The following is a 15,381-nucleotide window of genomic DNA, read 5'->3' as shown; positions in this document are numbered from 1 at the left end:
CGGGCCAGGAACCAGGGGAAACCTAGTCATCCCGGCCCCGCCGGTTCTTTCAGATAACGCTGACCCACATGGCGAATGTTGCAATAAACAGACTGACTGTAACGAATGACATGACGTCCTGGAAAAGTTCGCTCATCGGTAAAACCCTTCTTCGTTTGCTCTATGTATATGTTTTGTTCTATTTTTGTTCCAAAGTCAAGCACACCAAAGCTGCCATTGGCGCTATGGTTGTCGATTTCTTAACAGAGGGTAAAACGCGGGCCGCCGAGCGGGTGCCGCCAAACGCAAACGGGCGCGGATTTCTCCGCGCCCGTTTGCTTTGTATGGCGTGAACGGATCAGGAGACCGTGGTGATCTTGCCGTCCTTGAGCGTGACGCGGCGATCCATGCGGCGGGCCAGTTCGTGATTGTGCGTGGCGATCATCGCCGACAGGCCGGATTGGCGCACCAGGGCTTCCAGCGCCTCGAACACATAGGAGGACGTCACCGGATCGAGATTGCCGGTGGGCTCATCGGCAAGCAGCACAAGCGGCGCATTGGCGACCGCGCGGGCGATGGCAACACGCTGCTGCTCGCCGCCGGACAGTTCCGACGGCCGGTGCGAGGCGCGTGCGCCCACCTTCATGTAATCAAGCAGCTGCTGCGCGCGTTCGGAGGCGACGCGGGGTTTCATGCCGCGGATCATCTGCGGCATCATCACGTTCTCCAGTGCAGAAAATTCCGGCAGGAGATGGTGGAACTGATAGACGAAACCGATGTCGTTGCGGCGGATGGCGGTGCGCTCTTCATCGGACAGCGAACCGCAGGCGCGGCCGTCCAGAATCACATCGCCATTGTCAGGCCGTTCCAGGAGACCCGCCGTGTGCAGAAGCGTCGACTTGCCGGCGCCCGACGGCGCGACAAGCGCAACCATCTCGCCCCTGCCGAGGGAGAAATTGGCATCGTCCAGAATAACCAGTTCCCGGTCGATCTCATTGTACCGGCGGCCGACGCTGGTCAGCTGAAGAATGGGCCCGGCTGACATTATTCGTACCTCAAGGCTTCAACGGGATCGAGCTTGGCCGCGCGCCATGCGGGGAAAAGCGTTGCCAGAAACGACAGGACAAGCGCCATCAGGATGACCGTGAAGGTTTCATTGAAATCCATCTTCGCGGGCAAGGTGCTCAGGAAATAAAGCTCCGGATTGAACAGGGTCGTACCAGACAACCAGGAGAAGAATTGCCGGATGCGCTCGACGTTGAGGCAGACGAGGACACCCAGGGCCACGCCGGCAATCGTGCCGGTCACGCCAATTGCCGCGCCCGTCATCAGGAAGATGCGCATGACCGAGTTGCGCGTCGCGCCCATCGTCCGCAGGATGGCGATATCGCGTCCCTTGTCCTTCACCAGCATGATCAGGCCGGAAATGATGTTCAGGGCCGCCACGAGAACGATCAGCGTCAGGATCATGAACATGACGTTGCGCTCCACCTGCAGGGCGGAGAAGAAGGTGACGTTGCGCTGGCGCCAGTCGGTGAGCATCAGCGGACGCTGCGCCGCATCCTCGATGGGCTTTTTCAGCGCGTCGACATTGTCGGGATTGTTGGCAAAGATCTCGATGGACTGGACCTTGCCCTCCTGGTTGAAATAGAGCTGCGCTTCATCCAGCGGCATGAGCGCGATCGAGGCGTCATACTCGGACATGCCGATCTGGAAAATGGCGACGACCGGATAGGATTTCACCCGCGGCGAAACCCCGAGCGGCGTCACATCGCCGTCCAGCGACATCAATGTCAGCTTGTCGCCGATGCCGAGCCCCAGATTTTCCGCCATGCGCGTGCCGATGGCCACGCCGCCCGCCTTGTCGAAATTGGCGAAGGTGCCCTGCTTGACGTTCTTGGCGACGAGCTGGAGCTTGTTGATATCCTCTTCGCGCAGACCCCGTACGAGCGTGCCGGTGCCCTGCCCGACATTGCCCTGGCCGAGCACCTGGCCTTCCACGACGGGAATGGCGAAGGAAACACCGGGAACCGCATCGATCCGCTTGATCACATTGTCGTAGTCATCCAGTGGCCGGTCCATGGGCTGCATGATGACATGGCCGTTGATGCCCAGAATGCGCGTCAGCAATTCGCTGCGAAAACCGTTCATGACGGCCATGACGATAATGAGCGTCGCCACGCCGAGCATGATGCCGGTGAAGGAGAAACCGGCAATCACCGAAATAAACGTTTCCTTGCGCCGGGCGCGCAGATAGCGCCACGCGATCATCCGTTCATAGGCAGAGAACGGCTTGGGACCCTGTTGTACAGCAGTGACGGCCGATTCTGTCATAGAGTTCCAGCCTGAAAGTCAGCGGGGCCTGCAAGCTTGTTGATTGCAGCTTCAATGCTCAGGGTTTCCCGTTCACCCGTCGCGCGATCCTTGATCTCGACTTCGCCCGCGGCAACACCGCGCGGCCCGATGATCACCTGCGTCGGCAGGCCGATCAGGTCCATCTTGGCGAATTTCGCACCGGGACGATCATCCGTATCGTCCAGCAGCGGCTCGAGACCGGCATTGGTCAAGGCCTCGTAGACCTTGGCGGATGCCGCGTCGCACGCCTCGTCGCCCGGCTTCATGTTGACGATGCCCGCACCGAACGGCGCAACAGCCTTCGGCCAGATGATGCCGTTCTCGTCATGGGATGCCTCGATGATCGCGGCAATGACACGCGAGGGTCCGATACCGTAGGAGCCCATGGAAACCATGTGTTCCTTGCCATCGGGACCGGTGACCTTGGCGCCCATCGGTTCGGAATATTTGGTGCCGAAATGGAAGATGTGGCCGACCTCGATGCCGCGTGCGGCAAGCTGTTCGGACGCACCGACCTTGTCCCAGGCGGCTTCGTCGTGCATTTCATCCGTCGCCGCATAGGGCGTCGTCCATTTGGTCACGATATCGGCGACCTGCGCATTGTCGTCGAAATTGGTATCGGCACCCGGAACCGGCAGGTCGAGATAGGCACGGTCGCAATAGACCTGGCTCTCGCCGGTTTCGGCCAGAATGATGAATTCGTGGCTGAGGTCGCCGCCGATGGGACCGGTATCCGCACGCATCGGGATGACCTTGATGCCGAGGCGCGAGAATGTGCGCAGATAAGCCACGAACATGCGGTTGTAGGCGGCCTTGGCGCCTTCGAAATCGATGTCGAAGCTGTAGGCATCCTTCATCAGGAATTCACGCGAGCGCATGACGCCGAAACGCGGGCGGCGCTCGTCGCGGAACTTCCACTGGATGTGATAAAGATTGAGCGGCAAGTCCTTGTAGGACTTCACATAAGCCCGGAAAATCTCGGTGATCATTTCCTCGTTTGTCGGGCCAAACAGCATCTCGCGGTCACCGCGATCCTTGATGCGCAGCATCTCGTCGCCATAGGCGTCATAACGGCCGCTTTCGCGCCACAGATCGGCGGACTGGATCGTCGGCATCAGCAGCTCGATGGCGCCGGACCGATTCTGTTCCTCGCGGATGATGTTGGACACCTTGTTGAGGATGCGCAGGCCTGCCGGCAGCCAGGCATAGATGCCAGCCGACTCCTGACGGATCAGGCCGGCACGCAGCATCAGCCGGTGCGAGACGATTTCCGCCTCTTTGGGATTTTCTTTCAGGATAGGCAGGAAATAACGGGAAAGCCGCATTGAGATCACCAAATTGAAACACAGCCTGAATGCTTGAAGAATCAGGCAAAACCAAGTGCAAAGTTAGCGTATTACCCAAAAATCGTTGCCGATTTCCGGAAAGACTCATACGCCGCCAAATGTGTTGCCGCGTCCCGCCCAAAACCCGGATTAATCCGCGACGCAGCAATGTTTCTTAGCGGCTTAACAGCGGGTTGGGAACCCGCCAACGCCAAATGAGACATCTCAGATTTGTGACAGTTTTGTTACGCTGCCAGATTTGTAAGCAAAAAATGACTGTACCGAATATTTTTCGTGACATTTCGAAGGCAGTCCGCTATTTTTTTAATCATAATGAGAAAGTAAGAATAATTCTGCTTTCCAGCGCGGTCAAAGTCTTGGGAGGATGTGACCTTTGGCGCGGTAATACGCAGCCACCATGCAAATGGAATAGGGTCAGACGCGATCTAACAATGCAAGGCGAAAGCCTTGCATTTTTTTTGTCTTGTTGCGGCAATACAAGCACTTATCAAATAAACTTAAAGGTGGTTGCACAGACTGCCGCGTCTTGATCGCGTTGCTTCAGTTCTATTTTGCAACTACTTGGTCGGCAGGCAGATGCGACTTCACCCCGACCAGCCTTCACACTTGATGGGATATTTCCCTTCCCCCCTCCATCCGGCAGGTCCGCAACGGCACGATGATGCCGGCGTCGATTCGCACAATTTCGCCTCATCCCCGGAGCGCGATCTAAGACCAATGTCGCAATGTTCAGCTCATCTTCGCCTGTTAAATTGGCGTCACAGGATCAGTGTGCCAGGCGCGGGGATTGGCACATCAGCGACGTTACAATGTTCGGGGACGAACCATGGGAATTCACACACGCGGCGCGGCTGAGCCCGGCAAGCGCAGCATATGCATAAGCACGATTACACGTAATCGTCCGTTCATGCTGCAGAACCTGTTGCAGTCCTATGCCGCCATGGGCGTGCCCCGTGATGTCGGGTTGCATTTTCTCATCGTCGAGAACAATGAGAAGGCAACACTGCACGATGTCATCGCGCAGTTCCGGGCGCTCGTGCCGCAATGGACGGTTCAATACGAGGTGGAACCGCGTCTCGGCATTGCCCGTGCCCGCAACCATGCGCTGGCATGCGCCCTGACCGGCAATCACGATCTCATGACATTTGCCGATGATGATGAACGGGTGGAGCCCGACTGGCTGATTGAACTGCTGGCGGAACTGGACGCCTCGAGGCTCGATATCGTTGGCTCCCCCGTACGCGCCGCGCCGATTTCCGCCAACGCGCCGTTTTCCGCGCAACTGGTCTGGGCCGGTCTCAACCGCAGGGGCATGGAAAGCGAACGCAAGGCCCGGCGGCGATGCCAGCGCAACGAAGCGCACCGGATTCTGCTGGCAACCGGCAGCTGGATGGGCAGGCTGAGTTTCTTTGACCGGACGGGACTGCGTTTCGACGATACGCTTGATCTGGCCGGCGGGGAAGACTGGCGCCTGTACAGGGACGCCAAAAAACTCGGCGCCAGGACCGGCTGGACGCCGCATGCCATTGCCTACGAAACCGTGCCGATGGACCGGCTGACCCTCAGCTACCATTTCCGCCGTGACCGGGACAGCAGTTCGGTTGAAACATGCCGGAAGCTCGACCAGCGACGCGCGCTGACCTTGCTGCGCATCCCCGGCTCGCTGGCGATCCGGGTGGTCAAACTGTGCAGCTACGCCGCTGCGGCGCCGTTCACGCGCGGCGAAGCGCTGGTGCGGCTGGCGGCATGCATGGGCAGTATTTTCGGCATCTGTCAGGGCTGCCTTGGCAAGAGATCGTCGCACTATCGGCGGACAAGCGGTTTTTGACGATTGCACATTTGTTATGCGTGGTTCGACAAGCTCACCACGCACAATGCACCACGGTGCGGATGCCTGATCAAACCGCAGTCCTAATGCAATTGCGGGAAGAAAACCGGAATGCTTTCGACGCCGAAACCAAGCTTCTGGTTGACGATGTAGAAGAGGATAAAAACCACGGCGGAAATCGCGGTGGTGATCAGGAACACGCGTCCCATCCGGTGCTTGTGCGGCGCACTGGCTGTTGTGCCCAGCGTGACGTCATCCTCATCGGCCTGGGTGCGCAGGCCAAATGGCAGCACGGTGAACAGCGTCAGCCACCAGAAGATGAAATAGATCGCCATTCCAGTTGCGATGGGCATGTCAGACTTGCTCCAGTTCGATCAGCGTCCCGTTGAAATCCTTCGGGTGAAGGAACAGCACCGGTTTGCCGTGGGCGCCGATTTTGGGTTCGCCATCACCGAGGATACGGGCGCCCTGCTGTTTTAGCTGATTTCGTGCCGCCAGAATATCGGCCACTTCGTAGCAGACGTGATGCATGCCGCCGGACGGGTTCTTTGCCAGGAACGCCGCAATGGGCGAATCTGCATTCAAGGGCTCGAGAAGCTCGATCTTGGTGTTGCCGACATCGATGAACACGACGGTCACGCCATGCTCCGGCAGAACCTGCGGCTCGGTGAGTGTCGCACCGAGCGTATCGCGATAGACTGCCGATGCCGCGGCAAGATCGGGGACGGCAATGGCGACATGATTCAGACGACCGAGCATCCCTGACCTCACGTGCGGGTTACGAACACGGTGACGATCGGCTTTTTGCCCCAGGCCTCGTTGGCAGCGGCACGGACGGCGCGGCGCACCGCCTCGCGGACCATCGCCAAATCCCGACGCTTTTCACGCGGGATGCTCTGCACCGCACCAACGGCCGCATCGTACAGCAGGTCTTCAAGCAGTTCGCCTTCCCGATCGTTCTCCGGCAGGCCGACCGGCACGATTTCCGGGTCCTCGATGATGTTGTACTTCGCATCGAGCAGCATCGATACCGCGACATGGCCGACATAGGACAGCTTGCGCCGGTCGACAATGCCGACCTCTTCCTCGTCGCCGATGAGCTTGCCGTCCTTCATGACGCGGCCAAACGGCGCCTGATCGATGATCTCCGCCCTGCCCGGCGCCAGACGCAGAATGTCGCCATTGCGCACCTGCGGCACCTCGGGAATACCGGCCATGGCCGCAAGCGAGCCCTGCGCCACGAGATGCGCGGCTTCGCCGTGGACCGGAACGAGAATGCGCGGACGCACCCATTCATACATGCGCTTCAGCTCATTGCGGCGCGGATGGCCCGAGACGTGCACCAGCTGATCATCGTCGGAGATGATATGGATGCCCTGCTCGATCAAAAGGTTTTTTGTCTCGATGATCGGCTTTTCGTTGCCGGGAATGGTGCGCGAGGAATAGATGACCGTGTCGCCGGCCGACAGCGCCACATTGCGCATTTCATCACGGGCAAGCTTGGCCAGCGCCGCGCGGGATTCGCCCTGGCTGCCGGTGAGAATGATGACGATATTCTCGCGCGGGATGAAACCGTAATCCTCTTCGGAGAGAAATTCCGGAATGCCGTCGAGATAACCCAGTTCGCTGGCCACATCGATCATCCGCTTCATCGAGCGGCCGAGCACCAGCACCTGGCGTCCGGCATCGCGGGCGGCGATGGCAATGGAACGGATACGTCCGACATTGGACGAAAAGGTGGTGATGGCCACGCGGCCACGGGCATTTTCGATGATGTCACGCAGGCTGTCGCCGACCTCGCGCTCGGAGGGCGATTCCCCGTCACGCAAGGCATTGGTGGAGTCGCACATCATCGCCAGCACGCCTTCGTCGCCGAGCGCGCGGAATCCGGCCTCGTCGATCAGCGGTCCAAGCGACGGCTCCGGGTCCATCTTCCAGTCGCCGGTGTGAACGACGATGCCCAGTGGCGTCCTGATCGCCAGCGAGACCGGTTCCGGGATCGAGTGGGTCACGGCAAGCGCTTCGAACTCGAAGGGGCCGACATTGAACCTTTCGCCAGCGCGGTAAATGGTGACAGGAATATCCGGCGCACCCGGCTCCGACTGGCGCTTGGCTTCCAGCAAGCCGGCGGTGAACGGCGTCGCATAGACCGGCACATTCAACAGCGGCCACAGGTCGAGCAAGGCACCATAATGGTCCTCATGGGCATGGGTGATCACAATCCCCTTGAGATTGTGCCGCTCGGCCTGCAGAAAACGGATATCGGGAAGAACGAGATCAGCGCCTGGAAGATCCGGTCCGGCGAAGGTGACGCCCATATCGACGACCACCCATTCGCGCTTGTGTGCCGGGCCATAGCCATACATGGCCAGATTCATCCCGATTTCACCAACGCCGCCCAAAGGCAGGAACACGAGCTCTGCCTGATCGGAATTTGCCATTTATACTCCTTACAACCGGCTATCCGGCACTTGCCGATGCAACTGCTCCGAAATGAACATCGCCGGCAGCAATCTTCACCCGTTCCCCATCATTATCGCGTATGACGAAACGGCAGTCTTCGTCAATTGTTTCGAATATACCACGCAGCACCGAGCCGTCGACCCGCACCGCAACTTCACTGCCAATTCCTGCCGCGCGCTTGAGCCAGCGCTTGCGAATGTCGGCAAGCCCGCGCCCCTCGTTCCAGATGCGGCTGTTTTCCTGCCAGGCATCGGACAGCGCCAGAAACAGCGTTTCCGCATCGCAGGCCGCACCAAGCTGCTTCAGCGATGTCGCTGGATAAGGCACGTCCTCGGGGTAAGCAACCACATTGACGCCGATGCCGACGACGACGGCAAACCGCCCGTCGGGCAGATGCGTCGATTCCAGGAGAATGCCGGCAAGCTTGGCCTTGTTGGCCAGGAGATCGTTCGGCCACTTCAGCTCGACACGCAAATCCGACCTGCTGGCACCGATACCATCGACGCCGACCGAAACCGCGCCTTGCGGGCAGACGGCGTCAAGCGCGTCCGCCAGGGAAAGCCCGGCGACAAAGCCGAGGGTTGCCGCCGTCTTCAACTCGAAATTGCCGGTGAGCAGCAGGGAGGCCGCCAGATTGCCGTGTGATGTGGCCCAGGCGCGGCCGCGGCGCCCGCGCCCGCTTTCCTGTTTCTTCGAAACGATCCACAGCCGTCCGGGATCGCCAGCCTGCGCGCGCTCCAGCGCGACCGCATTGGTCGAGCCGACCGTATCGAAGGCCTCCATCCGGAAGCCGTTTTGCTGCGCCAGCGGCGAGAGCGAGAAGCCCATTGATCAGGGTTCCCGGCCTCAGAAGAACGTTTTCGCGGCAGCTTCCGCATAGGTGCTGACCGGTCCGCCGATCAGGACATAAAGCAGCGTCAGCAGGCCCGAGACACCGAGGACCAGGCGCAGTTCACCGGCAACCGGCACGAATCCGCCAGCCGGTTCATCGAACCACATGATCTTGATGATGCGCAGATAATAGAACGCACCCACGACCGAAGCCACGATACCGATGATGGCCAGCGCATAGAGATTGGCCTGCATCGCGGCAAGGAAGGTGTACCACTTGCCCCAGAATCCGGCGAGCGGCGGAATACCGGCCAGCGAGAACATGAGGATGGTGAAGATCGTCGCCATGATCGGATTGGTGCGGGACAGGCCGGCCAGATCCTCGATCAGTTCGACATTGCCGTGCTTGCGGCGCATGGCCAGGATGAAGGCAAACACGCCGAGCGTCGTGATCAGGTAGATCAGCATGTAGATCGCCACGCCGCGCACACCGACCTGCGTACCGGCGGCAAGGCCGACAAGCGCGTAGCCCATGTGGCTGATCGATGAATAGGCCATCAGGCGCTTGATGTTGCGCTGGCCGATGGCTGCGAATGCGCCCAGGACCATCGACGCGATGGCGATGAAGACAATGATCTGCTGCCAGTCATGGGTGATCGGCTGGAACGTCTCGACGGCAACGCGTGTCAGAAGCGCCATGGCGGCCATCTTCGGCGCGCTGGCGAAGAAGGCGGTCACCGGCGTCGGCGCACCTTCGTAGACATCCGGCGTCCACATGTGGAACGGCACGGCGGAAATCTTGAAGGCAAGACCGGCAAAGATGAACACGAGGCCGAACACCACGCCAAGCTGACGCTCGCCGCCTGCCAGCGCCTCGGCGATGCCCGCAAAGCCGGTATGGCCGGTAAAGCCGTAGACGAGCGAAATGCCGTAGAGCAGCATGCCCGACGACAATGCGCCGAGAACGAAGTACTTCAGGCCGGCTTCGGTCGAGCGGGCACTGTCGCGGTTGATTGCAGCGATGACGTAAAGCGCCAGGGACTGCAGTTCGAGGCCGAGATAGAGCGACAGGGTGTCATTGGCCGAAATCATCAAGAGCATGCCGAGGGTCGACAGCAGGATGAGGATCGGGAACTCGAACTTGTCGAACTTCTCCGCCTTGGCGAAGCCAACCGACATGACGAGCGCAACGATCGAGCCGACCAGCGTCAGCACTTTCATGAAGCGCGCGAACGGATCCGAAACGAAGGCACGGCCGAAGACGTGACCATCGTGCGGGAAGAGAACGAGGATTGCCAATGCTGCAAGCAGCACGGCAACCGCCAGTCCGTTGACCAGGGAATTCGCCCGTTCACCGGAGAAGGCCCCGATCATCAGTAGAGCCAATGCGCCCACTGCGATGAGCAGTTCGGGAGCCATAAGCGTCAGGTTGGCAATCATGTCGGTCTGCATCGGCCTTGGCCTCTTCCTGCTATTTCAGCGCCAGTGTGGCGGCTGCGGACAGCGCGTTATTGTATTGATTGATAAGGGCGTGCACCGAGCTTGCCGTCGCATCGAAGACAGGCATCGGATAAACACCGTAGAAGATGGTGAGGATCACCAGCGGATAGACCACCAGCTTTTCACGCGGCGACATATCCAGAAGCGACTTCAGGCTTTCCTTGTCCAGCGAGCCGAACACGACGCGGCGATAGAGCCACAGCGCATAGGCCGCCGAGAAAATCACGCCTGATGTTGCAAACAGCGCAACCCAGGTGTTGACGCGGAAGACGCCAAGCAGCGTGAGGAATTCACCAATGAAGCCCGAGGTGCCCGGCAGGCCGACATTGGCCATGGTCAGGACCAGGAACACCACCGCATATTTCGGCATGTTGTTGACGAGGCCGCCATAGGCGGAGATATCGCGGGTGTGGGTACGGTCATAGACAACACCGACGCAGAGGAACAGTGCGGCCGAAACCAGACCGTGCGACAGCATCTGGAACAACGCGCCCTGGATGCCCTGCTCGTTGGCGGCGAAGATACCCATGGTCACATAGCCCATGTGCGCAACCGAGGAGTAGGCAATCAGCTTCTTGATGTCTTCCTGCATCAGCGCCACCAGCGAGGTGTAGACGATGGCGACAACCGAAAGCGTGTAGATCAGCGGAGCGAAGTCGGCGGACGCAATCGGGAACATCGGCAGGGAGAAGCGCAGGAAGCCGTAACCGCCGAGCTTCAACAGGATGCCGGCCAGAATGGCTGATGCTGCCGTTGGTGCTTCCACGTGCGCATCCGGCAACCAGGTGTGCACCGGCCACATCGGCATCTTCACGGCGAAGGACGCGAAGAAGGCCAGCCACAGCCATGTCTGCATGGAGGCCGGGAACGGATAAGCCAGCAGCGTCGGGATATCGGTCGTGCCAGCCTGCCAGTACATGGCCATGATGGCCAGCAGCATCAGCACGGAGCCGAGCAGCGTGTAGAGGAAGAATTTGAAGCTGGCATAGACGCGGCGCTTGCCGCCCCACACGCCGATGATGATGAACATCGGCACCAGCACGGCTTCGAAGAACACGTAGAACAGCACGATATCCAGCGCGCAGAATACACCGATCATCAGTGTTTCCAGCACGAGGAAGGCAATCATGTATTCCTTGACCCGGCTCTGGATGGCTTCCCAGCTGGCCAGGATGCACAGCGGCATCAGGAATGTCGTCAGGATGACGAACAGCATCGAAATGCCGTCCACGCCCATATGGTAGGAAATCCCGGAGTCGAGCCAGGCTGCCTTTTCCACGAACTGGAAGCCGGCATGGCCCTTGTCGAAATAGTACCAGATCGGCAGGGAAAGCAGGAATGTGATGACCGTCGTCCACAGCGCCACGTTGCGGATATTGCGCCGCGCGGATTCACCGTCATCCCGGATCAGAAGGATCAGGAACGCACCGACCAATGGCAGGAAGGTAACAGTCGATAGAATTGGCCAGTCGGTCATTAGAAGTTGCTCCCGAGCATCATCCACGTGACGAGTGCGGCGACCCCAATGAGCATCGCGAACGCATAATGATAGAGGTAACCGGTCTGCAGGCGCACCACGCGGTTGGTGACATCCACGACGCGGGCCGAGATACCATCCGGACCATGGCCGTCGATCAGCCAGCCATCGCCCTTCTTCCACAGGAACCTGCCAAGGGCCTTGGCCGGACGCACGAACAGGAAGTCGTAGAGTTCGTCAAAATACCACTTGTTGAGCAGGAACTGGTACAGGCCGCGGTGCTGCTCGGCCAGCCGGACAGGTGTCTGCGGCGAGCGGATGTAGAAGTACCAGGACAGGATGAACCCGGCGAGCATCGCAAGGAACGGCGAGGCAGCAACCAGAGCAGGCACATGGTGGTGCAGCTCCAGAATCTCGTTTTCCTTGCCGGTGAACAGTGCGCCCTTCCAGAACTCGGCATATTCGTGGCCGAAGAAGTATTCGCGGAAGATGACACCGGCAAACAGCGCGCCGATGGCCAGGATGAACAGCGGCACCAGCATGACATAGGGCGATTCATGCACGTGATGCATGACGTCGTGCGACGCGCGCGGCTTGCCATGGAACGTCATGAAAATCAGGCGCCATGAATAGAAGCTGGTGAACAGCGCTGCGATAACCAGGAGGATGAAGGCATAGCTTGCCGCCGGGCTGGTCGACGCATAGGCCGACTCGATGATCGCATCCTTGGAGAAGAAGCCGGCGGTGCCGATCGACGTGCCTGGAATACCGAGGCCGGTCAGCGCGACGGTGCCGATGACCATCATCCAGTAGGTTTGCGGGATCAGCTTGCGCAGGCCGCCCATGTGACGCATGTCCTGCTCGTCGGAAACCGCGTGAATGACGGAACCAGCGCCAAGGAACAAAAGGGCCTTGAAGAAGGCGTGCGTGAACAGGTGGAAAATCGCCGCGCCATAGGCACCAAGACCAAGCGCCACGAACATGTAGCCGAGCTGCGAGCAGGTGGAATAGGCGATGACGCGCTTGATGTCGTTCTGCACCAGGCCGACCGTGGCGGCGAAGAAGGCGGTCGTCGCGCCGACAAGCGTCACAACGATCAGCGCCGTGTGCGACAGTTCGAAGATCGGCGACAGGCGGGCAACCATGAACACGCCTGCGGTCACCATCGTTGCCGCATGGATCAGCGCGGACACCGGTGTCGGGCCTTCCATGGCGTCAGGCAGCCAGGTGTGCAGCAGGAACTGCGCGGACTTGCCCATCGCACCCATGAACAGCAGCAGGCAGGCAACCGTAATCGCTTCCTGCTTGCCCAAGGCATAGCCGAGGAAATTCAGGACCACCTTGCCGTCCCCTGCGCCCTCCGCCGGAAGATACTGGGCGGCGGACTGGAACAGCGTGTCGAACTGAACCGTATCGAACAGCACGAACAGTGCGAAAATACCGAGAAGGAAACCGAAATCGCCGACGCGGTTGACGATGAAAGCTTTCATCGCCGCGGCATTGGCCGAAGGCTTCTTGAACCAGAAGCCGATCAGCAGGTATGAGGCAAGACCCACGCCTTCCCAGCCGAAGAACATCTGAACCAGATTGTCGCCGGTCACCAGCATCAGCATGGCGAAGGTGAAGAGCGAGAGATAGGCGAAGAAGCGCGGCCGATGCGGATCGTGATGCATGTAGCCGATCGAATAGGTATGGACGAGCGCCGACACCGTGTTGACGACGATCAGCATGACAGCGGTCAGCGTATCGATGCGCAGGGCCCAGTCGAAGCTCAGCGAGCCGGACTCGACCCAGTGCATGACCGGCACCTTGAACGCCTCGCCATGGCCGAGCGCCACGGTCGTGAATGCGATCCATGAGAGAACCGCAACCACGATCATCAGACCGGTGGTGACATACTCGCTCGCCTTCGCGCCGATGGACGAGCCGAATAGACCCGCGATCAGAAAGCCGAGCAGCGGAAGGAAGACAATCGCCAGATACAGCATGCCCCCGTCAACCTTTCATCATGTTGACGTCTTCTACGGCAATCGATCCACGATTGCGGTAGAACACGACGAGAATAGCCAGACCGATGGCAGCCTCAGCGGCCGCTACGGTCAGGACAAACAATGCAAAAACCTGTCCGACCAGATCACCCAGTGCAGCGGAGAACGCCACGAAATTCAGGTTGACGGCGAGCAGGATCAATTCGACCGACATCAGGATGACGATCACGTTCTTACGATTGAGGAAGATACCGAAGATCCCCATCGTGAACAGGAGCGCCGAAACTGTCAGATAATGTGCAATACCGATGACCATCATGCGCTCCTGTCAAATACCCTTGCCCGTTTCGACCTGCTTGACCTCGATGGCCGTTTCAGGCGTGCGTCCGACCTGCTGCGAGATGTTCTGGCGCTTGATGCCTTCCTTGTGGCGAAGCGTCAGCACAATCGCGCCGATCATGGCGACCAGAAGCACGAGACCGGCAATCTGGAAGTAGTAGATGTAATCCGTGTAGAGGATGTCGCCGAGCGCCGCCGTATTGCTGCGCGTGGCGATATCGGGTGTTGGCTGAACAACCACGCGGCCAATAGTTGGCGTGAAGACCGAACCGCCGAGAACAACAATCAGTTCCACCGCAAGGATCATGCCGACAAGCGCGCCGATGGGCGCATATTGCAGCGCCCCGCGCTTCATTTCGGCAAAATCCACATCCAGCATCATCACGACGAAGAGGAAGAGGACGGCCACCGCGCCGACATAGACCACAAGAAGGATCATCGCCAGGAATTCAGCACCCGTCAGCAGGAAGAGCCCCGCCGCGTTGAAGAAGGCGAGGATCAGAAACAGCACGGAGTGCACGGGATTACGCGCCGCAATCACCATGAACGCACTGGCGACGGTGATGAAGGCGAAGAGATAAAAAAACGCCGCCGCAATACCTGTCAGCATGGGTTCCCCCGATTTCCATTCCGGCAGACTGTTCTGCCATTTTAAAAGCGATTCACGGAGATTCCGCGTATTCGCAGCCTCATAACGCATGTTCGGGGCGGGTAGAAGCACCCTGCCCTAAGACACATGCGCGCACTCGGACGGGACGACGCCCCATCCACTCAATTGTTACCGGTACGGCGCATCCATTGCGATGTTCCGTGCCAGCTCGCGTTCCCAGCGGTCGCCATTGGCGAGCAGCCGGTCCTTGTCATAATAAAGCTCTTCACGGGTTTCCGTGGCGAACTCGAAATTCGGGCCCTCGACGATGGCATCCACCGGGCAGGCTTCCTGGCAGAAGCCGCAATAGATGCACTTCACCATGTCAATGTCATAACGCACCGTGCGGCGCGTTCCGTCATTGCGGCGCGGACCGGCTTCGATGGTGATGGCCTGCGCCGGGCAGATCGCTTCGCAGAGCTTGCAGGCAATGCAGCGTTCTTCGCCGTTGGGATAGCGGCGCAGCGCATGTTCTCCGCGGAAGCGCGGGCTGAGCGGTCCCTTTTCGTAGGGGTAGTTCAGCGTCGCCTTGGGGGCGAAGAACTGGCGCATCGACAGGAAGAAGGCGCCGACGAACTCCGCCAGCAGGAGCGATTTAGCAGCTTGTGCGAGTTGTGCCATGCTGA

General features: G+C 59.6%; 15 protein-coding genes. 2 read left to right on the top strand and 13 right to left on the bottom strand.

The features are described from left to right. Positions 1-68 precede the first annotated feature (68 nt). Positions 69-332, top strand: a complete 264-nt coding sequence (locus tag ACIQWS_RS06680) for a hypothetical protein (protein ID WP_403173280.1) — start codon at positions 69-71, stop codon at positions 330-332. A gap of 5 nt (positions 333-337) precedes the next feature. Here the strand turns inward: ACIQWS_RS06680 and ACIQWS_RS06675 are convergent, their stop codons facing one another. Genes ACIQWS_RS06675 through proS form a run of 3 tightly spaced genes read right to left on the bottom strand, consistent with a single transcriptional unit; the run spans position 338 to position 3,659 of the window. After that, complete coding sequence (locus ACIQWS_RS06675) at positions 338-1,024, bottom strand: ABC transporter ATP-binding protein (protein ID WP_105735461.1); 687 nt, start codon at positions 1,022-1,024, stop codon at positions 338-340. Beyond that, a complete protein-coding gene (locus ACIQWS_RS06670) occupies positions 1,024-2,313 on the bottom strand; it encodes a lipoprotein-releasing ABC transporter permease subunit (RefSeq protein WP_223615177.1) in 1,290 nt (429 codons plus the stop codon). Before ACIQWS_RS06670 ends, ACIQWS_RS06675 begins: the two co-directional genes overlap by 1 nt. Next, a complete protein-coding gene (proS, locus tag ACIQWS_RS06665) occupies positions 2,310-3,659 on the bottom strand; it encodes a proline--tRNA ligase (RefSeq protein ID WP_403173263.1) in 1,350 nt (449 codons plus the stop codon). Before proS ends, ACIQWS_RS06670 begins: the two co-directional genes overlap by 4 nt. A gap of 847 nt (positions 3,660-4,506) precedes the next feature. Between proS and ACIQWS_RS06660 the strand changes: the two genes are divergently transcribed. Then, a complete protein-coding gene (locus tag ACIQWS_RS06660) occupies positions 4,507-5,508 on the top strand; it encodes a glycosyltransferase (protein ID WP_403173257.1) in 1,002 nt (333 codons plus the stop codon). 83 nt (positions 5,509-5,591) lie between these two features. On the opposite strand, the gene ACIQWS_RS06655 is transcribed toward ACIQWS_RS06660, so the two are convergent. From ACIQWS_RS06655 to nuoI, 10 genes are all read right to left on the bottom strand, one after another. After that, positions 5,592-5,861, bottom strand: a complete 270-nt coding sequence (locus ACIQWS_RS06655; protein WP_223615180.1) for a DUF1467 family protein — start codon at positions 5,859-5,861, stop codon at positions 5,592-5,594. Between the two features lies 1 nt (position 5,862). After that, the gene (gene mce, locus ACIQWS_RS06650; protein WP_223615181.1) at positions 5,863-6,267 is read right to left on the bottom strand and encodes a methylmalonyl-CoA epimerase; all 405 of its coding nucleotides are present in this window, start codon (positions 6,265-6,267) and stop codon (positions 5,863-5,865) included. Positions 6,268-6,275: 8 nt separating this feature from the next. Beyond that, positions 6,276-7,949, bottom strand: a complete 1,674-nt coding sequence (locus ACIQWS_RS06645; RefSeq protein WP_346306063.1) for a ribonuclease J — start codon at positions 7,947-7,949, stop codon at positions 6,276-6,278. Between the two features lie 19 nt (positions 7,950-7,968). Beyond that, entirely contained in the window at positions 7,969-8,799 is an 831-nt protein-coding gene (locus tag ACIQWS_RS06640; RefSeq protein ID WP_346306064.1) for a biotin--[acetyl-CoA-carboxylase] ligase, read from the bottom strand. A gap of 18 nt (positions 8,800-8,817) precedes the next feature. Further along, positions 8,818-10,254, bottom strand: coding sequence for an NADH-quinone oxidoreductase subunit NuoN (nuoN, locus tag ACIQWS_RS06635; protein WP_403173232.1), 1,437 nt, complete (start codon positions 10,252-10,254; stop codon positions 8,818-8,820). Positions 10,255-10,273: 19 nt separating this feature from the next. Continuing rightward, positions 10,274-11,779, bottom strand: a complete 1,506-nt coding sequence (locus tag ACIQWS_RS06630) for an NADH-quinone oxidoreductase subunit M (protein WP_403173226.1) — start codon at positions 11,777-11,779, stop codon at positions 10,274-10,276. Further along, complete coding sequence (gene nuoL / locus ACIQWS_RS06625) at positions 11,779-13,767, bottom strand: NADH-quinone oxidoreductase subunit L (protein WP_346306067.1); 1,989 nt, start codon at positions 13,765-13,767, stop codon at positions 11,779-11,781. The genes ACIQWS_RS06630 and nuoL overlap by 1 nt, the downstream gene beginning before the upstream one ends. Positions 13,768-13,774: 7 nt before the next feature. Further along, complete coding sequence (gene nuoK / locus ACIQWS_RS06620; RefSeq protein ID WP_091883761.1) at positions 13,775-14,083, bottom strand: NADH-quinone oxidoreductase subunit NuoK; 309 nt, start codon at positions 14,081-14,083, stop codon at positions 13,775-13,777. A gap of 12 nt (positions 14,084-14,095) precedes the next feature. After that, on the bottom strand, positions 14,096-14,716 hold the full coding sequence (locus ACIQWS_RS06615; protein ID WP_403173213.1) for an NADH-quinone oxidoreductase subunit J: 621 nt from the start codon (positions 14,714-14,716) through the stop codon (positions 14,096-14,098). Positions 14,717-14,884: 168 nt separating this feature from the next. Beyond that, on the bottom strand, positions 14,885-15,376 hold the full coding sequence (gene nuoI, locus ACIQWS_RS06610) for an NADH-quinone oxidoreductase subunit NuoI (RefSeq protein ID WP_091883764.1): 492 nt from the start codon (positions 15,374-15,376) through the stop codon (positions 14,885-14,887). Positions 15,377-15,381 lie beyond the last annotated feature (5 nt).

The sequence above is a fragment of the Phyllobacterium sp. NPDC097923 genome, from assembly GCF_044760925.1.
In the GTDB taxonomy this organism is placed as follows: domain Bacteria; phylum Pseudomonadota; class Alphaproteobacteria; order Rhizobiales; family Rhizobiaceae; genus Phyllobacterium; species Phyllobacterium calauticae.
This window is presented reverse-complemented; position numbering and strand designations above follow the sequence as displayed.